17 protein-coding genes are annotated in these 21500 nt (G+C 72.1%); 15 read left to right on the top strand and 2 right to left on the bottom strand.

What is annotated here, in order from left to right; translation table 11 throughout:
* Positions 1 to 265: 265 nt before the first annotated feature.
* From iolC to ACWD3C_RS26945, 15 genes are all read left to right on the top strand, one after another.
* Complete coding sequence (iolC, locus tag ACWD3C_RS27015) at positions 266 to 1222, top strand: 5-dehydro-2-deoxygluconokinase (RefSeq protein ID WP_451148243.1); 957 nt, start codon at positions 266 to 268, stop codon at positions 1220 to 1222.
* 29 nt (positions 1223 to 1251) lie between these two features.
* The gene (locus tag ACWD3C_RS27010; protein ID WP_451148241.1) at positions 1252 to 2130 is read left to right on the top strand and encodes a Cgl0159 family (beta/alpha)8-fold protein; all 879 of its coding nucleotides are present in this window, start codon (positions 1252 to 1254) and stop codon (positions 2128 to 2130) included.
* A 22-nt stretch (positions 2131 to 2152) separates the two neighbouring features.
* Positions 2153 to 3040, top strand: a complete 888-nt coding sequence (iolB, locus tag ACWD3C_RS27005) for a 5-deoxy-glucuronate isomerase (protein ID WP_451148239.1) — start codon at positions 2153 to 2155, stop codon at positions 3038 to 3040.
* Positions 3037 to 4911 (top strand): 3D-(3,5/4)-trihydroxycyclohexane-1,2-dione acylhydrolase (decyclizing), encoded by a 1875-nt coding sequence (gene iolD, locus ACWD3C_RS27000; RefSeq protein ID WP_451148237.1) that lies wholly within the window; start codon positions 3037 to 3039, stop codon positions 4909 to 4911. The genes iolB and iolD overlap by 4 nt, the downstream gene beginning before the upstream one ends.
* 42 nt (positions 4912 to 4953) lie before the next feature.
* Complete coding sequence (locus ACWD3C_RS26995; protein WP_451148235.1) at positions 4954 to 6456, top strand: CoA-acylating methylmalonate-semialdehyde dehydrogenase; 1503 nt, start codon at positions 4954 to 4956, stop codon at positions 6454 to 6456.
* Between the two features lie 91 nt (positions 6457 to 6547).
* Positions 6548 to 7348, top strand: coding sequence for a GntR family transcriptional regulator (locus tag ACWD3C_RS26990; protein WP_451148233.1), 801 nt, complete (start codon positions 6548 to 6550; stop codon positions 7346 to 7348).
* A gap of 148 nt (positions 7349 to 7496) precedes the next feature.
* A complete protein-coding gene (locus ACWD3C_RS26985; protein ID WP_451148231.1) occupies positions 7497 to 8684 on the top strand; it encodes an ROK family glucokinase in 1188 nt (395 codons plus the stop codon).
* A complete protein-coding gene (locus tag ACWD3C_RS26980; protein ID WP_451148229.1) occupies positions 8681 to 9262 on the top strand; it encodes a sugar kinase in 582 nt (193 codons plus the stop codon). The genes ACWD3C_RS26985 and ACWD3C_RS26980 overlap by 4 nt, the downstream gene beginning before the upstream one ends.
* 142 nt (positions 9263 to 9404) lie before the next feature.
* On the top strand, positions 9405 to 12218 hold the full coding sequence (locus ACWD3C_RS26975; protein WP_451148227.1) for an SNF2-related protein: 2814 nt from the start codon (positions 9405 to 9407) through the stop codon (positions 12216 to 12218).
* Positions 12215 to 14047, top strand: a complete 1833-nt coding sequence (locus ACWD3C_RS26970) for an SWIM zinc finger family protein (protein ID WP_451148225.1) — start codon at positions 12215 to 12217, stop codon at positions 14045 to 14047. Before ACWD3C_RS26975 ends, ACWD3C_RS26970 begins: the two co-directional genes overlap by 4 nt.
* 135 nt (positions 14048 to 14182) lie before the next feature.
* Complete coding sequence (pcaDC, locus tag ACWD3C_RS26965; RefSeq protein WP_451148224.1) at positions 14183 to 15481, top strand: bifunctional 3-oxoadipate enol-lactonase/4-carboxymuconolactone decarboxylase PcaDC; 1299 nt, start codon at positions 14183 to 14185, stop codon at positions 15479 to 15481.
* Positions 15482 to 15541: 60 nt separating this feature from the next.
* Positions 15542 to 16174, top strand: coding sequence for an MBL fold metallo-hydrolase (locus tag ACWD3C_RS26960; protein ID WP_451148222.1), 633 nt, complete (start codon positions 15542 to 15544; stop codon positions 16172 to 16174).
* A 52-nt stretch (positions 16175 to 16226) separates the two neighbouring features.
* Positions 16227 to 17006 carry an exodeoxyribonuclease III gene (locus ACWD3C_RS26955; protein ID WP_451148220.1) on the top strand — a complete coding sequence of 260 codons (780 nt, stop codon included), beginning with the start codon at positions 16227 to 16229 and terminating at the stop codon, positions 17004 to 17006.
* 311 nt (positions 17007 to 17317) lie between these two features.
* Positions 17318 to 17758: a DUF6278 family protein gene (locus ACWD3C_RS26950; protein ID WP_451148218.1), complete on the top strand. Its 441-nt coding sequence runs from the start codon at positions 17318 to 17320 to the stop codon at positions 17756 to 17758.
* A 140-nt stretch (positions 17759 to 17898) separates the two neighbouring features.
* The gene (locus ACWD3C_RS26945; RefSeq protein ID WP_451148216.1) at positions 17899 to 18642 is read left to right on the top strand and encodes an amino acid ABC transporter ATP-binding protein; all 744 of its coding nucleotides are present in this window, start codon (positions 17899 to 17901) and stop codon (positions 18640 to 18642) included.
* A gap of 277 nt (positions 18643 to 18919) precedes the next feature.
* Here the strand turns inward: ACWD3C_RS26945 and ACWD3C_RS26940 are convergent, their stop codons facing one another.
* Positions 18920 to 20488 carry an alpha/beta fold hydrolase gene (locus tag ACWD3C_RS26940; protein ID WP_451148214.1) on the bottom strand — a complete coding sequence of 523 codons (1569 nt, stop codon included), beginning with the start codon at positions 20486 to 20488 and terminating at the stop codon, positions 18920 to 18922.
* A gap of 200 nt (positions 20489 to 20688) precedes the next feature.
* A complete protein-coding gene (locus ACWD3C_RS26935) occupies positions 20689 to 21447 on the bottom strand; it encodes a hypothetical protein (protein WP_451148212.1) in 759 nt (252 codons plus the stop codon).
* Positions 21448 to 21500: the final 53 nt, after the last annotated feature.

Genomic DNA, 21500 nt, shown 5'->3' with positions numbered 1-21500 from the left:
CCTGGGGGGAAAGGGGTGGGACTGTGCCGGGCACGAGACCCGTGGGACCCGGACGGGAGCCCGGGCGTATGCCGGTGACGCGGCTGTTTCGTTGGGACGGGATCAAAGCTCCTGCTGCCCCCGCCTGTCAATACTTTGTTAAGACATCATTTCACGAGCAGGTCCTAATGTCAGTACAAACGCTTGACACGGAGTTCCTGTGGGCTTTACACCTAGGAGACACCGGGCACCTGAAGCCCGATCCCCCGCATCAGGAGCGACACGCATGCCTGGGTCCGCTGAACCCTTCGACCTCATCACGATGGGACGCATCGGCGTCGATCTCTACCCTCTGCAGACGGGGGTGGGGCTGCCGCAGGTGGAGTCCTTCGGCAAGTTCCTCGGTGGTTCCGCGGCCAACGTAGCGGTCGCCGCCGCCCGGCTGGGCCGTAACACCGCGGTGATCACCCGCACCGGACGGGACCCCTTCGGGACGTATCTGCACGCAGAGCTCAAGGCGTTCGGCGTCGACGACCGCTTCGTCACGCCCGTCGACGCGTACCCCACTCCGATCACCTTCTGCGAGATCTTCCCTCCGGACGACTTCCCGCTCTACTTCTACCGTCAACCGAAGGCGCCGGATCTGGAGATCCAGACCGACGAACTCGACTTCTTCGCCATCCGCTCGGCCCGCATCTTCTGGATCACCGGAACCGGCCTGAGCGAAGAGCCCAGCCGGTCGGCCACCCTGGCCGCCCTGAAAGCGCGCGCCAAGTCTGCCACGACGGTCTTCGACCTGGACTGGCGCCCCATGTTCTGGCGTGATCCCGACGCCGCCCGCCCGTACTACGCCGAGGCCCTGCGCCATGTCACGGTCGCCGTGGGCAACCTCGACGAGTGCGAGATCGCCACCGGCGTCCGCGAACCGCAGGCCTGTGCCCAGGCGTTGCTCGACGCCGGGGTGGAACTGGCCGTCGTCAAACAGGGCCCCAAGGGTGTCCTCGCCGTGCACCGTGACGGCACCGTCGCCGAGGTCCCCCCGGTGCCGGTGGAGGTCGTCAACGGCCTCGGCGCGGGCGACGCGTTCGGCGGCTCCCTGTGCCACGGCCTGCTCGGCGGATGGGAGCTGGAGAAGACCATCCGGTACGCCAACGCGGCCGGCGCGCTCGTCGCCTCCCGGCTCGCCTGCTCCTCCGCGATGCCCACCGAGTCCGAGGTCGCGGACCTCCTCGCGCGCGGCTGACCGACGCCATCCCCTGAACGGAGCCTGACTTGAGCATCAGCATCCCCGACCTCGTCACGGTGCGCGCCCGGCACCCGGAGGCCATCGCCGAAGCGGCCGCCCGCCGGGTCCGCAGACCGCTGGTCGGTGAGAGCGGCCGACTGATGATCGTGGCCGCCGACCACCCCGCCCGCGGCGCGCTCGGCGTCGGCGACCACCGCCTGGCCATGGCGAACCGCGCCGATCTGCTGGAGCGTCTGTGCATCGCGCTGTCGCGGCCCGGCGTCGACGGGGTGCTCGCCACCGCCGACATCCTGGAGGACCTGCTGCTCCTGGGCGTCCTCGACAACAAGGTGGTCATGGGCTCCCTGAACCGCGGCGGGCTGGCCGGCGCCTCCTTCGAGATGGACGACCGCTTCACCGGCCACCGCGCCGAGGACATCGAGCGGCTCCGCTTCGACGCCGGAAAGCTGCTGCTGCGCATCGACTACGACGACCCCGGCTCCCTTCGGACCCTGTACTCCGCGGCCCGCGCGATCGACGACATGGCGGCCCGCCGGCTCCCCTTGTTCGTCGAGCCGTTCATATCGCGCCGGACCGAGGGCAAGGTCCGCAACGACCTGAGCGCCGAGGCCGTCACCAAGTCCATCGCGATCGCCTCCGGCCTTGGCGGCACATCCGCCTACACCTGGCTGAAACTGCCGGTCACCAGCGACCCCGACGACATGGCCGCGGTGCTGGAGACCTCCACCCTGCCCGCCGTCCTCCTGGGCGGCGAGGTCGGCGAGGACCAGGAAGGCGCGTACGAGAGGTGGCGCAAGGCCCTGCGGCTGCCCACCGTGCAGGGCATGGTCGTCGGCCGGTCCCTGCTCTACCCCGCCGAAGGCACTGTGGAGACCGCGGTCGACACCGCGGTCGGCCTGCTCTGACACCGCTTGGAAGGAAGGCCTCATGACCACCTCGCACCACCTGCCCGCGGGCAAGGCCACCGGCGACGCCTACGCCGTGAACGTCACTCCCGAGTCGGCCGGCTGGGGCTACTCCAGCCTCCGCGTACTCGAACTGCCGCCCGGCGGCCGGCACACCTTCGACACCGGCGACAGCGAGTGGATCGTGCTGCCGCTGGCGGGCTCCTGCACCGTGGCCGTCGGCGGCGACACGTTCCGGCTGGCCGGCCGCGAGAGCGTCTTCAGCGGCGTCACCGACTTCGCGTACGTGCCCCGGGACGCCCAGGTCTCGATCGCGACGCGGGCCGGCGGACGCTACGCGCTCACCGGCGCCCGCTGCAACCGCCGGCTGCCCGCCCGCTATGGCCCCGCCTCCTCCGTCCCGGTCGAGCTGCGCGGCACCGGCACCTGCTCCCGCCAGGTCAACAACTTCGGCGCGGCAGGGGTCTTCGAGTGCGACAAGCTGATCGCCGTCGAGGTGATCACCCCGGGCGGCAACTGGTCCTCCTTCCCGCCGCACAAGCACGACGAGCACCGGCCCGGCGAGGAGTCCGAGCTGGAGGAGATCTACTACTTCGAGTTCGCCGCCCACGAGGGCACCCCCGGCCTCGGCTACCAGCGGGTCTCGCCCTCCGGCCACGGCGCGGGCACCGACGTCCTGGCCGAGGTGCGCGACGGCGACGTCGTCCTCATCCCCGACGGCTGGCACGGCCCGTCCATGGCCACGCCGGGCCACCACATGTACTACCTCAACGTCATGGCGGGTCCCGACCCCGACCGCGCCTGGCTGATCTGCGACCACCCCGACCACGGCTGGATCCGCGACACCTGGCCCGAGCAGCCGGTCGACCCCCGCCTGCCCCTCTACACCGCACCCGAGAGGTCCCGATGAGCACCACCACCCGCCGCCTGACCGTCGCGCAGGCACTGGTGCGGTTCCTGTCCGCGCAGTTCAGCGAGCGCGACGGCGTGCGCCACCGGCTGATCGCCGGCACCTGGGGCATCTTCGGCCACGGCAATGTGGCGGGCATCGGCCAGGCTCTGCTGGAGGCCGGCGAGGACACCATGCCGTTCCACCAGGGCCGCAACGAGCAGTCCATGGTGCACGCGGCGGTCGGCTACGCCCGCCAGCTCAACCGGCTCTCCGCGCAGGCGGTCACCACGTCCATCGGCCCCGGCGCCACCAACCTGGTCACCGGCGCCGCCCTGGCCACCGTCAACCGCCTGCCCGTGCTCCTCCTCCCCGGCGACTACTTCGCGACCCGCCCGGCCGACCCGCTGCTCCAGCAGCTGGAGCACCCGACCGAGGCCGACGTCTCCGTCAACGACACCCTGCGCCCCGTGTCGAGGTACTTCGACCGGATCACCCGCCCGGAGATGCTGATCCCGTCGGCCCTTCAAGCGATGCGCGTGCTCACCGACCCGGCCGAGACCGGCGCCGTCACGCTCGCCATGCCGCAGGACGTGCAGGCGGAAGGCTTCGACTGGCCGGAGGAGTTCTTCGCCGAGCGCGTCTGGCGGGTACGGCGTCCCGTGCCCGACCCGGTCGAGCTGGCCGAGGCCGTCCGGGCGATCCGCGCCGCCGAGCGCCCCCTGATCGTCGCGGGCGGCGGCGTCCACCACAGCGAGGCCGAGGACGCGCTGAAGGCCCTGGCCGACGCCACCGGCATCCCGGTCGCCTCCACCCAGGCGGGCAAGGGCTCCCTGCGCCACGGCCACCCCGCCGACCTCGGCGGCATCGGCCACACCGGCACAGCCGTCTGCGACGACATCGCCCGCACCGCCGACCTGATCATCGGCGTCGGCACCCGGTACACCGACTTCACCACCGCCTCCAACACGCTGTTCCAGGCCCCCGGCGTCCGCTTCGTCAACCTCAACATCGCCGCCTTCGACGCCCACAAGCTCGCCGCGCGCACGCTGGTGGCGGATGCGAGGGCGGGCCTGGAGGCGCTCGCAGAGGGGCTGTCAGGCCATCGCGTGGACGCGGCGTACGAGGCCGAGTACCGCGCGGGCAAGGAGCGCTGGGAGGCGGTCGTCGAGGCCGCCTACCGGGGCGACGACTCCGCCGTCCCCACCCAGACCCAGGTCCTCGGTGCCCTGGACTCCGTGGTCGGCGACGACGACGTGGTCATCAACGCGGCCGGCTCGCTCCCCGGCGACCTGCACAAGCTGTGGCGCGCCCGCTCTCCGCGCCAGTACCACCTGGAGTACGGCTACTCCTGCATGGGCTACGAGATCCCCGCCGGCATCGGCGTCCAGCAGGCCGCCCCCGGCACGCCGGTCTGGTCGCTGGTCGGCGACGGCACGTATCTGATGATGCCGACGGAGATCGTCACCGCCGTCCAGGAGGGCCTGCCCGTCAACCTGGTCCTCATCCAGAACCACGGCTACGCCTCCATCGGCGGCCTCTCCGAGGAGACCGGCGGCGAGCGCTTCGGCACCGCCTACCGCTACCGCGCTGCCGACGGCACCTTCACCGGAGCCCCGCTCCCGGTCGACCTCGCCGCCAACGCCGCCAGCCTCGGCATGGACGTCCTGCGCGCCAAGACCGTACGGGAACTGCGCGACGCCCTCGCCGAAGCGCGCGCCTCCGACCGGCCGACCTGCGTGTACGTCGAGACCGACCCGACGCCCACCGCACCCCCGGCCGAGGCCTGGTGGGACGTGCCGGTCGCCGAGACCGCCTCCCGCGCGGCCGCCGTCGAGGCCCGCGAGAGGTACGACCGCAACGTCGCCGACCGCCGACGCCACCTCCTCTGACGCCCCGCTCCCCGCTCCCCGTTCAGGAAGGCCCCCCGCACCATGAAGACCATCACCCACTGGATCGGCGGCAAGCCCGTCGAGTCCGCCTCCGGGCGCTTCGGCCCCGTCTACAACCCGGCCACCGGCGCCCAGGAGAAGCAGGTCGGCTTCGCCACCGTCGACGAGGTCGACGCCGCGGTCGCCGACGCCAAGGCCGCCTTCGAGAGCTGGGGCAGCGCCTCGCTGGCCAAGCGCACGGCCGTGCTGTTCAAGTTCCGTGAGCTGCTCGACGCCCACCGTGACGAGATCGCCGCGCTGATCAGCGCCGAACACGGCAAGGTCCACTCGGACGCGCTCGGTGAGGTCGCGCGCGGCCTGGAGATCGTGGAGCTGGCCTGCGGGATCAGCGTGCAGCTCAAGGGCGAGCTGTCGACGCAGGTCTCGACCCGGGTCGACGTCGCCTCGATCCGCCAGCCGCTCGGCGTCGTCGCGGGCATCACGCCGTTCAACTTCCCGGCCATGGTGCCGATGTGGATGTTCCCGCTGGCCATCGCCTGCGGCAACACCTTCGTGCTCAAGCCGAGCGAGAAGGACCCGTCGGCCTCGTACCGCCTGGCCGAGCTGCTGTCCGAGGCCGGGCTGCCGGACGGCGTGTTCAACATCGTGCAGGGTGACAAGGTGGCCGTGGACCGCCTCCTGGAGCACCCGGACATCGCCGCGGTCTCCTTCGTCGGCTCCACCCCGATCGCCAAGTACATCCAGCTGAAGGCCGTCGAGCACGACAAGCGCGTACAGGCCCTCGGCGGCGCCAAGAACCACATGCTCGTCCTCCCCGACGCCGACCTCGACTTCGCCGCCGACCAGGCCATCAACGCCGCGTACGGCTCGGCGGGCGAGCGCTGCATGGCCGTGTCCGTCGTCGTCGCGGTCGGCGAGACCGGCGACGAGCTGGTCGGCAAGATCGCCGAGCGCGCCAAGGGCCTGCGCATCGGCCCCGGCGACGACCCGGCCTCCGAGATGGGCCCGCTGATCACGCGCGAGCACCGCGACAAGGTGGCGTCGTACGTCTCCGGTGCGGCCGCCCAGGGCGCCGAGGTCGTGGTCGACGGCACCGGCTACACGGTGGACGACCACCCCGAATGCGCTGACGGCTTCTTCCTCGGTGTCTCGCTGCTCGACAGGGTTCCGGTGACGGCGGACGCGTACAAGGACGAGATCTTCGGCCCTGTCCTGTGCGTGGTGCGCGCCGACACGTACGAGGAAGCCATCAAGCTGATCAACAGCTCCCGCTGGGGCAACGGCACCGCGATCTTCACCCGCGACGGCGGCGCGGCCCGCCGCTTCCAGCTGGAGGTCCAGGCGGGCATGGTCGGCGTGAACGTGCCGATCCCGGTGCCCGTCGGCTACCACTCCTTCGGTGGCTGGAAGGACTCCCTCTTCGGCGACCTGCACGTCTACGGCAACGACGGCATCGCCTTCTACACCCAGGGCAAGGTGATCACCACCCGCTGGCCGGACCCGGCCGACAGTGGCATCAACCTCGGCTTCCCCAGCAACTCCTGAGCCACTCCCGGCTGCCGGCGGTGGCCGCCAAGGGGAGCGCTCATGCCCTCCCGCGGCGGCCACCGCCAAGACCGATTGTCAGGACAATGTGATGACAAGGGTTCCTGCCAACCGAACCACTGGTTACTCTCGAACCGTGACGACCTCCGTACCCACTGGCCTCGACTTCACCCTCGATCGCAGCAGCCCCGTCCCGCTGTACTACCAGTTCGCGCAGCAGCTGGAGTCCGCGATCGAGCACGGCGTGCTGGCCCCCGGCAGCCTGCTGGGCAACGAGATCGAGCTCGCGGGACGCCTCGGCCTGTCCCGCCCCACGGTCCGCCAGGCCATCCAGTCACTGGTCGACAAGGGCCTGCTGGTCCGCCGCCGCGGCGTGGGCACGCAGGTGGTCCACAGCCAGGTCAAGCGCCCGCTCGAACTCAGCAGCCTCTACGACGACCTGGAGGCCGCCGGCCAGAACCCCGCGACCCGGGTGCTGCACAACGAGGTCGAACCGGCCTCCGCCGAGGTCGCCGCCGCCCTGGGCATCGCCGAGGGCAGCGGGGTGCACCGCGTCGACCGGCTGCGCCTCGCCCACGGCGAACCCGTCGCGGCCCTGTGCAACTACATCCCCGAGGGCCTGCTGGACATCGACACCGCCCGGCTGGAGGTCACCGGCCTCTACCGCATGCTCCGCACCGTCGGCATCACCCTGCACAGCGCCCGCCAGTCCATCGGCGCCCGCAACGCCACGCCGGAGGAGGCCGAGCGACTCCAAGAACCTGAGTGCACCGCCCTGCTCACCATGCAGCGCACGGCGTACGACGACACCGGCCGCGCCGTCGAGTACGGCAGCCACATCTACCGCGCCTCGCGGTACGCCTTCGAGTTCCAGCTGCTGGTGCGGCCCTGAGTCGTACCGGCTTCTCGTATGTCAGATCTATGTCCATTTCTATGTCTATGTCCTATGTCAGTACTACATCGATGAAGGCGTGGGTGAAGGCGGGCCCTCGGGGGCGCCGCCATGCGGGGCCACCCGCGCGTGAGGCAGAATCGGCCCGATGAGCACCTACCGCGACCTCGCGCTCCCCCGAGCTCTCGGCTCCGCTCGAGCGGCGGGCGGCGCCCCCATCGGATCGGGGCGGCCCACCATCCTGCGGACCGTGGGCACCCGGGAGCGCCGTTCCCATCTGACGGCGCCCCGCGTCCCCACGGTCGGCATCGACATCGGCGGTACGAAGGTGATGGCCGGCGTCGTCGACGCCGACGGCAACATCCTGGAGAAGCTCCGCACGGAGACGCCCGAAAAGTCCAAGAGCCCCAAGGTCGTCGAGGACACCATCGTCGAGCTGGTCCTGGACCTCTCCGACCGGCACGACGTACACGCGGTCGGCATCGGCGCGGCCGGCTGGGTCGACGCGGACCGCAGCCGCGTCCTGTTCGCCCCCCACCTCTCCTGGCGCAACGAGCCGCTGCGCGACCGCCTCGCGGGACGCCTCGCCGTGCCCGTGCTGGTCGACAACGACGCCAACGCCGCCGCCTGGGCCGAGTGGCGCTTCGGCGCCGGACGCGGCGAGGACCACCTCGTCATGATCACGCTGGGCACCGGCATCGGCGGCGCGATCCTGGAGGACGGCCAGGTCAAGCGCGGCAAGTACGGTGTCGCGGGCGAGTTCGGCCATATGCAGGTCGTGCCCGGCGGCCACCGCTGCCCCTGCGGCAACCGCGGCTGCTGGGAGCAGTACAGCTCCGGGAACGCCCTCGTCCGCGAGGCCCGCGAACTCGCCGCCGCGGACTCCCCGGTGGCGTACGGGATCATCGAGCACGTCAAGGGCAACATCTCCGACATCACCGGCCCGATGATCACCGAGCTGGCCCGCGACGGCGACGCGATGTGCATCGAGCTGCTCCAGGACATCGGCCAGTGGCTCGGCGTCGGCATCGCCAACCTCGCCGCCGCCCTCGACCCGTCCTGCTTCGTCATCGGCGGCGGTGTCTCGGCCGCCGACGACCTGCTCATCGGCCCGGCCCGGGACGCCTTCAAGCGCCACCTCACCGGCCGCGGCTACCGCCCCGAGGCCCGCATCGCCCGCGCCCAGCTGGGCCCCGAGGCCGGCATGGTGGGCGCCGCCGACCTCGCCCGCCTGGTCGCCCGCCGCTTCCGCCGGGCCAAACGGCGCCGCGTCGAACGGTACGAGCGCTATGAGCGGTACGCGGAGGCCCGCCGCGCCGGTCAGGGGTCCGTATGACCGCCTCGCTGTCGCGCCAGAGCCCAGCGGCCGACGAGCCGCCGCGCCCGCCCGAGGACAGGGCCCGCATGATCCGCCGCCGCGCGCTGACCCTGCTGATCATCGTGCTGCTCATCGGCGTACCCGCCGGCTATCTGGTGATCTCCGCCAACCAGAGCCGCGACAGCGGCGAGGACAAGCAGGCGAAGTACGCGGCGAGGGGCCTGACCTACGCCTGGCCCGCCCGCGTCCAGCGCCGCATCTACCAGGTGCCGATCCCCGGGGGCTCGGCCGACGTCGCCTACTACGAGACGAACAACTGGAAGACCAGCCGCCTGTACGCGCAGTTCCTCACCAACGACGAGGGCCTGGACACGTTCCTCGCCAACGTCGGCGTCACCCGGGACGACCTCAAGGACGGCGACATCACCATCAGCGCCCACCACCAGCGGATCGTCGACTGGGACTTCACCGGCCCCGGCCCGTGGTCCGGCCTGGAGCACAAGCAGAAGAGCCCGGCGCCGAGCCAGGACATCGTCGTGAACTGGTCGAACTCCGAGCACCCCATGGTGTACGTGGTCTCGCGGACGAATCCCTGACGTCCGGCCCCGGCGTTGCCGTCGGGGCCGATTGTCAGACCCCGCCCGTACAGTCGAAGACGTCTGACACGGATGTCTGGCACAGACGTCTGACGCGTCTGAAACGACTGGCACGACACGAGGGTGGGAGGTGACCGGACGTATGGGTGACGGGGCGAACGCGGGGGCCGTTTCCGTACGGCTGGCCGCCGTCTTCCTGCCCGCGCCGCTGCCGCGCGAGGGACGGGTGGCGTTCTGGGATCCGGCGGGCGGGGCACTGCCGTCGCCCGGCGGCTCGGAGATCACGGTCGTACGACCGCACGGCTCCGGCGTCCGCAGAGGCACCGTTCCCGCTGTGTCGCTGCCGGTCGGGGAGGCCCTGCCGTTGCTGGCCGGCGCCCGCCGTGATCCCGCGGCGCATCCCGCCACGGCCTGCTGGGGCGCCGCCGCGCTGCACGCGCTGCGGCTGGTCGCGCGCGGGCGGCTGCTGCCCGGACTGACGGCCGAGGGACACGACGCCTGGCGGGCGGGACCCCTGGACCAGGACGACATCGCCCACCTGAGGGCCGTGGCCGCGGCGCTCCCGTACGAGGGCCACGCGGTCCCGCTGCCCGGCAAGGGCCCGCTCCGGCTGCCCGAGCCGGAGGCGCTGATGCGGTCCTTCCTGGACGCGGTCGCCGACACGCTGCCCCGCACCCCGGCCGCGCCGTACGCCTCAGGGAAGCCCTTCGCGGCCACCGGCCCGCAGCGGCTGCCCGGGGCGCACGACTGGGCGGCCGAGGTCGCCGCGGGCATGGACGCGGGCGTACGCGTCTCCCTGCGCCTCGACCTCTCCGCGTACGACCTCTTTGACGACGGCGAGGGTGCGCGGCGGGCCGGCGCGGCCGTCGTCCAGGTGCACAGCCTCGCCGATCCCACGCTCGTCGCCGACGCGGGGGCGTTGTGGGCGGGCACCGCGGACGCGGCGTTCGGGCCACGCGCGCGCGTGGACGCCGCCTTGGCCGTCCGCCGCGCGGCGCGCGTCTGGCCGCCCCTGGACCGCCTCTCGGAACAGGACGTGCCCGATGTCCTCGCCCTCTCCGAGGAGGAGCTCTCCGACCTGCTCGGCGTCGCGGCCACCCGGCTCGGCGCGGCCGGGGTCGCCGTGCACTGGCCCCGGGACCTGGCCCAGGACCTCAGCGCGGCGGCCGTGGTGCGCCCGGCGCCCGGCTCGGCGACCGACGGCACGGGCTTCTTCGAGGGCGAGGAACTCCTGCAGTTCCGTTGGCAGCTGGCGCTCGGCGGCGACCCCCTCACCGAGTCCGAGATGGACGCGCTCGCCGAGGCCCACCGCCCGGTCGTCCGGCTGAGGGACCAGTGGGTGCTGGTCGACCCGGCCCTCGTCCGCAAGGCCCGCAAGCGCGAACTGGGCCTGCTCGACCCGGTGGACGCGCTCTCCGTAGCCCTCACCGGCAGCGCCGAGGTCGACGGGGAGACCGTGGAGGCGGTGCCGGTGGGTGCGCTGGCGACGCTGCGGGACCGGCTGACGGCGGGGGTACGGCCCGCCGACCCGCCCGAGGGGCTGCGAGCCGTCCTCCGCGACTACCAACTCCGGGGACTGGCCTGGCTGGACCTCATGACCTCCCTCGGCCTCGGCGGCTGCCTCGCCGACGACATGGGGCTCGGCAAGACGGTCACGGTGATCGCCCTGCACCTGCGCCGGGCGCGCACGGAACCCACGCTCGTCGTCTGCCCGGCCTCCCTGCTGGGCAACTGGCAGCGGGAGATCACCCGGTTCGCGCCCGGCGTCCCGGTCCGCCGCTACCACGGGCCGGACCGCACCCTGGAGGACCTGGACGCCGGTTTCGTCCTCACCACGTACGGGACGATGCGGTCGGCGGCGCCACGGCTGGCCGAGCAGCGGTGGGGCATGGTCGTCGCGGACGAGGCCCAGCACGTCAAGAACCCGTACTCGGCGACGGCCAAGGCCCTGCGGACGATCCCCACCCCGGCACGGGTCGCCCTGACGGGCACACCCGTCGAGAACAACCTCTCCGAACTCTGGGCGCTGCTCGACTGGACGACACCCGGACTGCTGGGCCCGCTCAAGTCCTTCCGGGCCCGGCACGCGCGCGCCGTGGAGAACGGCGAGAACGCCGAGAACGGGGAGGCGGTGGCCCGGCTGGCCCGCCTGGTGCGCCCCTTCCTCCTGCGCCGCAAGAAGTCCGACCCGGGCATCGTCCCCGAACTCCCGCCCAAGACGGAGACCGACCACCCCGTCCCGCTGACCCGCGAACAGGCCGCGCTGTACGAGGCGGTGGTGCGCGAGTCGCTGCTGGCCATCGAGACGGCGGAGGGGATCGCCCGCCGGGGCCTGGTCCTCAAGCTCCTCGGCGCGCTCAAGCAGATCTGCGACCACCCGGCGCTGTACCTGAAGGAGGAGGCCCCCACGGGAGACCGCCTGGCCGTACGCTCCGGCAAACTCGCCCTGCTGGACGAGCTGCTGGACACGTTGCTGTCGGAGGACGGCTCGGCGCTGGTGTTCACGCAGTACGTGGGCATGGCCCGCCTCATCACGGCACACCTGGCCGCCCGCGCGATCCCTGTGGAGCTCCTCCACGGCGGCACCCCGGTCAAGGACCGCGAGCTGATGGTGGACCGCTTCCAGGCCGGCGCGACCCCGGTTCTGGTCCTCTCCCTCAAGGCGGCGGGCACGGGCCTCAACCTCACCCGCGCCGGCCATGTCGTCCACTTCGACCGCTGGTGGAACCCGGCCGTCGAGGAACAGGCCACCGACCGCGCCTACCGCATCGGCCAGACCCAGCCCGTCCAGGTCCACCGCCTCATCACCGAGGGCACCGTCGAGGACCGCATCGCCGAGATGCTGGAGTCCAAGCGCGCCCTCGCCGACGCGATCCTCGGCTCGGGCGAGGCCGCCCTCACGGAGCTGACGGATCGCGACCTGTCGGACCTGGTGTCCTTGCGGAGGCCGGTGTGAGCGGGGGAAGGGAGGAGCTGAGTCCCGCCGAGCGGGCCCGCCGGGCGTTGCGTGCCGCGCGGGAGGCGCCGTCCGATCGACCGGAGTCGTCCTCCGCGCAGGGTGGGAGGGCCCCGGTCCAGGGGGAACGGCCCGGTGACGTGGCGCGGGAGGCGTTGCGACGAGCGATGGGAGCCAAGGCGTCCGCACCCGAGGACCCGGATACGGAGCCCCTTCCCGCCGCGCCGGAGACCCCCTCAGCCGATGAGCCCCCGAGTGGTGCGCGCCCCGGCGACATCGCGCGTGAGGCCCTGCGCGCCGCGCGAGCACGAACGGGCGCTGACGCCAAGGAAGCCGAGCCCGAACGTCGGGCCACCACCCCGGCGAGGGCGCGCGCCCGGAGCCGTGGGCAAGGAGCGCGAGAGGACCGGACCCGGGACGTACGCGAACTCCTCTCAGGCGCCTTCGAGCTGCCCACCGACGACGCGACGCCGCCCAAGGACCCCCCGCACCCCGAGCACCGACCCGCAGCCACCGGAGGCGAGTCGGAAGACGTACCCGTGACCCCACACGTCCCCCGCTCCATGGCCGCTCCCAACCGCGACGGCGAACTCCGCCGCACCTTCCCCGCCTTCCCGCCCCGCCCCTCGGCGACGGGCGGCGGCTTCGCGGAGACCTGGTGGGGCAACGCGTGGGTGACGGCGCTGGAAGAGGGCGCGTTGGACGCGGCGCGGCTGGCGCGGGGGCGGACGTACGCGAGCCAGGGGCACGTGGACGCGATCACCGTGACACCCGGGCTCGTGCTGGCGTACGTACACGGGAGCCGCCCGCGGCCGTATCGCGCGCAGGTACGGTTGCGGACGCTCCCGGACGCCGACTGGGACCGCTTCCTGGACGCGGCGGCCGAACGGCCGGGGCACATCGCCGCGTTGCTGGACAAGGAGATGCCCCAGTCGCTCGCCGAGTGCGGGGTACAGCTGCTCCCCGGCGCCGGCGACCTCGAACCGCAGTGCAGCTGCCCCGACTTCGGCCACCCCTGCAAGCATGCGGCCGCGCTCTGCTATCAGACCGCACGCCTGCTGGACGAGGACCCCTTCGTCCTGCTCCTGCTGCGCGGCCGGGGCGAGCGCGAGCTGCTCGACGCGCTGTCCCGGCTGAGCGCCACCCGCGCGGCCCGCGCCGCCCAGGAACGGGAACCGGCGCCCCCGGCCGGCGTACACGCCCGTGACGCGCTCGCCCCGCGCACGCTCCCGCCCCTCCCGGCACCACTGCCGCCGCCCCCGCACCCCGAACAACCCCCGGTGTACCCGGGCGCCCCGGGCGGCCCTGACCCGTTCGCGCTGGACCAGCTCGCCACCGACGCGGCAGCCCGCGCGCACGCCCTGCTCACCGCCGGACGTGACCCCGTCGCGGAGCTGACGCTCTGGCAGGACGCGGTACGGCTCGCCGCCGCCCGCCCCGGCTCCGGCCTCACCGCGGGGACCCGCGCCCTCTACTCCTCGCTCGCCACCGCCACCGGCCGCACCCCGGCCGACCTGGCCCGCGCGGTCGCCGCCTGGCGCCAGGGCGGACTCGAAGGGCTCGCCGTCCTCGAAGAACCCTGGGACCCGCCGGCGGGCCGCTTCGACCGGGCCCGCCCGCTGCTCCTCGCCGCGGACCTGCCCGCCTTCCGCCCCTGGGGCAACCACCTCACCCACCCCCAGGGCCATGTCCAACTCCGCCTGGGCCGCGACGGCCTGTGGTACGCGTACGAGTCCGAGCCGGGCCGCGAGGACTGGTGGCCCAGAGGCACCCCCGACCTGGACCCGGTCGGCGCGCTGACGGGCCTGGGAGCGACGGACGACCCCTGAGGACTTCCGCGCCCCCTGACGACCCCTGAGAACCGTGAAGGCGGTGTGAGAGTCCGCCGCTGATGTTCGGGAGCCCGCTGGGGAGACCGGGTACCCGTGGCCGGACCGTACAGGAACGGACGTTAGCGTGGAGCGGTGAGTGAGACGACGACCCCTGCCCTCCAGTACCGCTTCGACGGCCCGGAAGACGCCCCGGTCCTCATCCTCGGCCCCTCGCTCGGCACGACGTGGCACATGTGGGATCGCCAGGTCCCCGAGCTGTCGAAGCAGTGGCGGATCTTCCGCTTCGACCTGCCGGGCCACGGCGGCGCGCCCGCGCACCCCGCCGGTTCGGTCACCGAGCTGGCCGCGCGGCTGCTCACCACGCTCGACGCCCTCGGCGTCCAGCGCTTCGGCTACGCGGGCTGCGCGCTCGGCGGCGCCATCGGAGCCGAACTCGCGCTGCGCCAACCGGAGCGCGTCGCCTCGCTCACCCTGATCGCCGCCTCGCCCCGCTTCGGCTCGGCCGACGAGTTCCGGCAGCGCGGAGTGATCGTACGGACGAACGGGCTCGACCCCATCGCCCGATCGTCCCCGGAGCGGTGGTTCACCAGCGGGTTCGCGGCCGCGCAGCCCGCGATCACCGAGTGGGCCGTGCAGATGGTGCGCACCACCGACCCCGGCTGCTACATCGCGGCCTGCGAGGCGCTCGCCACGTTCGACATGCGCGCGGAGCTGGGCCGCATCGGCGTACCGACGCTCGTCCTCGTCGGCTCCGACGACCAGGTCACCGGGCCCGCCGAGGCCCGCACCCTGGTCGCCGGCATCCCCGACGCCCGTCTCGCGGTCGTCCCCGGCGCCTCCCACCTCGTCCCGGTCGAACAGCCCGCCGCGGTCACCGACCTCCTCGTGCGGCACTTCTCGACCGCCTGGCAGCCCGCGTTCGACTCGACCACCGGACAGATGGCGGTCATCACGGCGGCCCAGCCCAAGCCGGTCCTCGCCGCACCCCCGCAGACCGGGCCTCTCGCCGAGATCGCCCCGGCCGTCGCCGAACCCGAGCCCGCGAGCAGACCGGACCCGTACGACGCCGGGATCAAGGTCCGGCGGGAGGTGCTCGGCGACGCGCATGTGGACCGGGCACTGGCCTCGGCCGACGCGTTCTCCGGTGACTTCCAGGAGTTCATCACCCGCTACGCGTGGGGCGAGATCTGGGACCGGCCCGGCCTCGACCGCCGTTCCCGCAGCTGTGTCACGCTGACCGCGCTGGTCGCGGGCGGGCACCTGGACGAGCTCGCCTTCCACACCCGCGCGGCCCTCCGAAACGGCCTCACCCCCGACGAGATCAAGGAAGTCCTCCTCCAGGCCGCCGTCTACTGCGGTGTCCCGGCCGCGAACAGCGCGTTCAAGGTGGCACAGCAGGTCATCCGCGAGGAGACCACGCCCCAGGAGTGACGGGTCCGCGGACGGGCCCCGGAGTGCGCCGGTTCCCGTGGCCGGGGGCAGGATGGAGCCATGAAGCTCACGAAGAAGTCGCACTCCTGCGTCCGTCTGGAGAAGGAAGGACGCACGCTCGTCATCGACCCGGGCGGTTTCAGCGAGGAGGACGCCGCGGTCGGCGCCGACGCCGTCCTGGTCACGCACGAGCACCCCGACCACTTCAACGAGGAGCGGCTGCGGGCCTGTCTGGAGGCCAACCCGGCCGCCGAGATCTGGACCCTCAGGTCCGTCGCCGAGAAGATCTCCGCCGCCTTCCCGGGCCGCGTCCACATCGTCGGCCACGGCGACACGTTCACCGCCGCGGGCTTCGACGTCCAGGTCCACGGCGAACTCCACGCCGTCATCCACCCGGACATCCCGCGCATCACCAACGTCGGCTACCTCGTCGACGGCTCTGTGTTCCACCCCGGCGACGCCCTCACCGTGCCCGGCCACCCCGTCGAGACGCTGCTCCTGCCCGTCATGGCCCCCTGGAGCAAGATCGCCGAGGTCATCGACTACGTCCGCGAGGTCAAGCCGCAGCGCGCGTACGACATCCACGACGCCCTGCTCACCGACCTCGCCCGCCCGATCTACGACAACCAGATCGGGGCCCTGGGCGGCGCCGAACACCTGCGGCTCACGTCGGGGGCGTCGGCGGAGCTCTGAGGCACGGCACCACCGGGGACCGTTGTCAGACCCTCCGGGTAGGTTGTGAGTCATGCGCATCGCGACCTGGAACGTGAACTCGATCACCGCCCGCCTCCCGAGGCTCCTGGCCTGGCTGGAGAGCAGCGGCACGGATGTGCTGTGCCTCCAGGAGGCCAAGGTCGCCGAGGCCAGCTTCCCGTTCGACCAGCTCCGCGAGCTGGGCTACGAGGCGGCGGTCCACGCGACCGGCCGGTGGAACGGCGTGGCGGTGATCTCCCGCGTGGGCCTGGACGACGTGGTCAAGGGCCTGCCCGGCGACCCGGGCTTCGACGGCGACCAGGAACCCCGAGCCCTCTCCGCGACCTGCGGCCCCGTCCGCGTCTGGTCGGTGTACGTGCCGAACGGCCGCGAGGTCGACCACCCCCACTACGCGTACAAGCTCCAGTGGTTCGAGGCACTCAAGGCCGCCGTCGCGGGCGACGCGGCGGGCAGCCGCCCCTTCGCCGTCATGGGCGACTACAACGTGGCCCCGACGGACGACGACGTGTACGACGTCGCCGCCTTCGAGGGCCTCACCCACGTCACCCCCGCCGAGCGCGCCGCCCTCGCCACCCTCCGCGAGACGGGCCTGACGGACGTGGTCCCGCGCCCGCTCAAGTACGACCACCCCTTCACGTACTGGGACTACCGCCAGCTCTGCTTCCCCAAGAACCGCGGCATGCGAATCGACCTGGTGTACGGCAACGAGGCGTTCTCCAAGGCGGTCAAGGACGCTTACGTGGACCGGGAGGAGCGCAAGGGCAAGGGCGCGTCGGACCACGCGCCGGTGGTGGTGGACCTGGGCGTGTAGGCGGGGCGCTCCTCGGTCCGGTCGCGCACGGGCGGCGCCGAGGCGGGCGGCGCCGAGGCGGGCGGCACGGCCACGACCGACCCCGGGCGTCCCCTACGGCTACCGCACAATCCGCCTGCGGCCTGCGGCCTGCGGCCTGCGGCCTGCGGCCTGCGGCCTGCCGCCCGCCGCCCCAGCCCCGGGCGCGGCACTTCCCGCCCGGCTGCAACCGCCCCGTGCCCCCGATCCCACGCCCATCCCGGGCGCACCGCCGCCAGACGGCCGCCGCGTAACCTGTGGTGCGAAGCCAGTGCGAATGACACGCTGGGCCCATGAACATCCCCTTCCTCGGTAACTGGCGCAAGAAGCGCGGCCCCGACTTCGGCGTCGCGGTGTTCTCCGACGGCGACGAGGACCACTCGGGGCTCGCCGAACTGCTCTCCGAGTGCGAGCTGCTGCGCGCGCAGGCGCAGCGGGCGGGCGTCGAACTCGACGACTCCGCCGTCTCCCTGGAGGCGCTCGACCAGCTTGTGCCGCGCTGGCGCGACGACGAGGAGACGATGGCCTGGCTGGGGAACGACGCTGGGCTCTACCTCGGCACGGTCATCGTGCGCACGCTCCAGGGCGCCCGCTGGGACATCTGGCCCAGCGGTCAGCCCGTGGTGCGGCTGGCCTCCGGCCGTGAGATCGACGTGGTCACCTCCGGTCACGAGTGGGCCGCGAGCGGTGTGCCGGAACTTTCGCAGAGGTATGCCGAGGTGGCGGAGGGGTAAGCGGTGACGACCGGCGCGCCCAGCCCATTGACTTAAATGTGGCTAATGTCCGAAAATGCGTGTCGCGCCTTAAGGTGGTACCGGCCTGGATAGTTTGCGGCAACCGCGAGACGGCTGAGAGCGAGTAGGGCGGGCAGGGCATGGCTGGCGATCCGCTGATCGAAATGCAGGGCGTGAACAAGTACTTCGGCGAGCTGCATGTCCTCCAGGACATCGACCTCACCGTCAGCAGGGGGGAGGTGGTCGTGGTCATCGGCCCGTCCGGATCGGGGAAGTCGACCCTGTGCCGGACGATCAACCGGCTGGAACCGATCGCAACGGGGACGATCAAGCTCGACGGCCGGCTGCTGCCCGACGAGGGCAAGGAACTGGCACAGCTCCGCGCCGAGGTCGGCATGGTCTTCCAGTCCTTCAACCTCTTCGCGCACAAGACCGTGCTGCAGAACGTCTCGCTCGGCCAGATCAAGGTGCGCAAGCGGAAGAAGGACGAGGCGGACCGGCGCTCCCGTGAACTCCTCGACCGCGTCGGCCTCGCCGATCAGGCGCCCAAGTACCCCGCACAGCTCTCCGGCGGCCAGCAACAGCGCGTCGCCATCGCCCGGGCCCTCGCCATGAACCCCAAGGCGCTGCTGTTCGACGAGCCGACCTCGGCCCTCGACCCGGAGATGATCACCGAAGTCCTCGACGTCATGCAGCAGTTGGCGAGCGACGGCATGACCATGGTGGTCGTCACCCACGAGATGGGCTTCGCCCGCTCGGCCGCCAACCGCGTCGTCTTCATGGACGGCGGCCGCATCATCGAGGACCGCACCCCCGAGGAGTTCTTCACCGACCCGCGCAGCGCCCGCGCCAGGGACTTCCTCTCGAAGATCCTCAGGCACTGAGCCGGGGAGCCGAGTTGACGCCGCGCAGGACACGTGTGCGCCCGGCCGGGGTACGCGGGACCGGCCACGGCAGGCCGGACCGGCCGCACATGGGCCGCGGGGACCTCGACTACGATGTGCCGTTCATCCCCGTGGTGAGGGAGGCGGAGGCCGTGGGTGTCGCCCCGGCCGAACCAGGGACGCTGCTGCCGGGTGGGGGACCTCCCCCCACCGCCCCGCGACCTTAGGGGGAGAGTGGCAGCTCACAGGGCCAGGCCCGCCCGGCGGCAGCCGGAGATCACTGCTCGCGCAGCGGCACCGACACATAGGACGGGTCGTGCGGCGGCGAGGAGAAGGTCAGCTGCGCGCCGGACGGGTTGTGCTCGGTGTAGAGCGGGTCGACCGTGTCGACGACCAGGGCGAGGCGATGCCCTGCCGGGACGTCGTAGGCCGTGGAGAACAGCTCCAGGTCCACGCCGAACGGCTTGTCGGGCGCCTGCCCGTGGAAGGTGTACGGCGCGTTGCTGACCAGCTTGCCGAGGCCGAGCGGCCCCACGTCGTACAGGTATGCGATGAGGGTGCCGCTCTCCTCGGTGCTCGTGACCGTGGTGTGCAACGTCGCCGTGCCGCGCACCCGTTGGGCGGTGGAGTACCGCTCCGACCGCCATGCGGCGGCGTAGCGGCGCGGGAGCAGCGGGATCGACGCCATGGGAGGCAGCCGGGCCACCTGGTCGAGGACGCCGGACAGGAGGACGACTCCGCCGTCCGCGCCCGAGTTCACGTTGGCGCGGATCGTGGTGGTCCCGCCGAGGGAAATCTTCTTCCGGGTGGCGGCGACCGACTTCCAGTCCGGGTAGCCCTCGTAGCCGCCCGCGGAACGGGACTTGAGCCGGACCGGCAGCTCGCGGTCGACGCCGTTGTCCTCGCCCTTGAGGTAGTGGTCGAACCAGCGCGCGGTGTCGGCCCACACGTCGCTGGGCAGACCGAGCAGCCCGGTCAGCTCGGTGGTGGCGTGGTCTCCGGGGCGCAGCTGAAGCCGCTTCGGGCCGGTCAGCTTCTCGTAGAAGTCGGCGTACTGGTTGGGCGGGAAGACCGTGTCGCCCCAGGCGTTGGCCAGCATGACCGCCGTGCCGTTCGCGTTCATACGGTCGACGTAGGTCGCGGGGGAACGTTTCTTCCCCCAGGCGATCAGCTCCGGCTCCTTGGCCAGATTTGAGGCGAAGAAGTCCTTGAACACCTGCCGGACTTCGGGGCTCTGGCGGCCGGTGAGGCTGCCGGCGAAGTCCAGCAGACCGGCCGCCTGTACATGCTGGGTGCGGCCGGAGTAGATCGAGTCGATCAGGTCCGCCCAGCCGCTCAGCGCGGCGACCGCCTTGACGCGCCGGTCGTGCGCCGCGGCGAGCAGGCTGATCCCGGCGCCGTACGAGAGCCCCGCCATGCCGACCTTCTCCGCATCGGCCGGGGTGTTCGCGAGCGCCCAGTCGATCACCCTGGACGCGTCGGCGACGTCGGGCGGGCCCGCGACCTCTATGTGGCCGCCGGACTGCCAGAAGCCGCGCACGTTGTAGCTGACCACCACATAGCCGGAGTTCGCCAGCCGCTGCGCCTGGGCCAGATACTCGATCTGCGGCAGGCCCCAGCTCGTGGGGAGCACGAGCAGCGGGTGGCGGCGCGTGCCGTCGGCCCCCGCGGGCGTGACGACGTTGGCCTTGAGGACCGTACCGCCGTCGCCGGTGATGTCGACGAAACGTACGGCCGGGGCGGCGGCCTGGGCGGCCGGGGCCAGGCCGACGATCGTCCCGGCGATCAGCGTTGCGGAGACGGCACCGACGGCGGTCGTGCGCAGGGTGTTACGACCGTGTCCCACGGGGCACTCCTCACTCGTGTCAATGCAAAGTGACCCGACGGTAACCGCAGCCTCTTACCGCGAGTAACCCGCCGGTAAGTTACGTGCGGGTAACGATTGCTGAAGTGTTCATTTCGTGAGCGTCAGGGCTCCAGAAGTGTGCGTTCCGGGCTCTTGACGTGCGGATTCCGTGTGTTCCGGTGCGGTCCGCGGGCGACGGTTCAGGGGGTCGCCCGGTGCGAGTCGGGCGGCGTCGGGGCCGGCAGGGGTGTCTGGGCGGCGCGGGTGACGTCCGCGACGAGTTCGACGACATCGGGGCCGTACGCCTGCGAGTTCACGACCTTGAGCAGCAGGGCGAAGGTGCTGTTGCGGTGCTTGCGGGCCAGCCGTCCGTGGTTGCGGGCGAGGTAACGGGTCGCGGCCTGAGTCGTGATCGCGCGCTGGCCGCAGAAGAGGAAGACCGGGCGGGCCCGGTGGCCCTGGTCCGCGGTGAGGCGGGCGAGGAGGACGTACTCGCTGCGGCCCGGCTCCAGCCGGTACCGCTCCTTGCCGATCAGGAAGGCGCCCCGGTCCGGGCCGGGCTCGGGGTCGGTGTTCACGTGTACGCCGGGCAGCAAGGAGGTCAGATGGGCCGCCATGCGGCGATTCGGGGCCGGATGCCCGACGCAGAACTCCGTGCGTTCCCCGAAGCCCTGCTGGGTCGCGTCGTGCGCGACGATCTGCGCGTGGGCGCCGCAGTCCTTGATGAGGGCGGAGAGTTCGAGCAGTGCGGACACGTCGTGACGCGTCACCGTCAGATCAGGGCCTCCCGCCTCGCGGTTGACCACGAGCAGCGACTCGGAGTTGTCGGGCAACCCGAAGAAGGACTGCTTGCGGCGGAGTTTCCGCTTCCACAGATAGGTCCGGGCGATCCAGCCGATGGAGACGGACAGGACCATCGCTGTCACACCGAGGACGATGTTGCGCACGTCGTCATTCATGGGCGCGCATGGTAGCGGTCGGCATCGAACACTGTCCGAATCCCTAGCTGAAT

This window comes from Streptomyces sp. NPDC002845 (genome assembly GCF_053591955.1).
This window is presented reverse-complemented; position numbering and strand designations above follow the sequence as displayed.

What these genes read in the sequence shown, in the direction of transcription:
- iolC (WP_451148243.1), top strand. Translation starts at nt 266, where the DNA reads ATGCCTGGGTCCGCTGAACCCTTCGACCTCATCACGATGGGACGCATC.
- iolB (WP_451148239.1), top strand. Translation starts at nt 2,153, where the DNA reads ATGACCACCTCGCACCACCTGCCCGCGGGCAAGGCCACCGGCGACGCC.
- iolD (WP_451148237.1), top strand. Translation starts at nt 3,037, where the DNA reads ATGAGCACCACCACCCGCCGCCTGACCGTCGCGCAGGCACTGGTGCGG.
- ACWD3C_RS26995 (WP_451148235.1), top strand. Translation starts at nt 4,954, where the DNA reads ATGAAGACCATCACCCACTGGATCGGCGGCAAGCCCGTCGAGTCCGCC.
- ACWD3C_RS26990 (WP_451148233.1), top strand. Translation starts at nt 6,548, where the DNA reads ATGACAAGGGTTCCTGCCAACCGAACCACTGGTTACTCTCGAACCGTG.
- ACWD3C_RS26985 (WP_451148231.1), top strand. Translation starts at nt 7,497, where the DNA reads ATGAGCACCTACCGCGACCTCGCGCTCCCCCGAGCTCTCGGCTCCGCT.
- ACWD3C_RS26980 (WP_451148229.1), top strand. Translation starts at nt 8,681, where the DNA reads ATGACCGCCTCGCTGTCGCGCCAGAGCCCAGCGGCCGACGAGCCGCCG.
- ACWD3C_RS26975 (WP_451148227.1), top strand. Translation starts at nt 9,405, where the DNA reads ATGGGTGACGGGGCGAACGCGGGGGCCGTTTCCGTACGGCTGGCCGCC.
- ACWD3C_RS26960 (WP_451148222.1), top strand. Translation starts at nt 15,542, where the DNA reads ATGAAGCTCACGAAGAAGTCGCACTCCTGCGTCCGTCTGGAGAAGGAA.
- ACWD3C_RS26955 (WP_451148220.1), top strand. Translation starts at nt 16,227, where the DNA reads ATGCGCATCGCGACCTGGAACGTGAACTCGATCACCGCCCGCCTCCCG.
- ACWD3C_RS26950 (WP_451148218.1), top strand. Translation starts at nt 17,318, where the DNA reads ATGAACATCCCCTTCCTCGGTAACTGGCGCAAGAAGCGCGGCCCCGAC.
- ACWD3C_RS26945 (WP_451148216.1), top strand. Translation starts at nt 17,899, where the DNA reads ATGGCTGGCGATCCGCTGATCGAAATGCAGGGCGTGAACAAGTACTTC.
- ACWD3C_RS26935 (WP_451148212.1), bottom strand. Translation starts at nt 21,447, where the DNA reads ATGAATGACGACGTGCGCAACATCGTCCTCGGTGTGACAGCGATGGTC.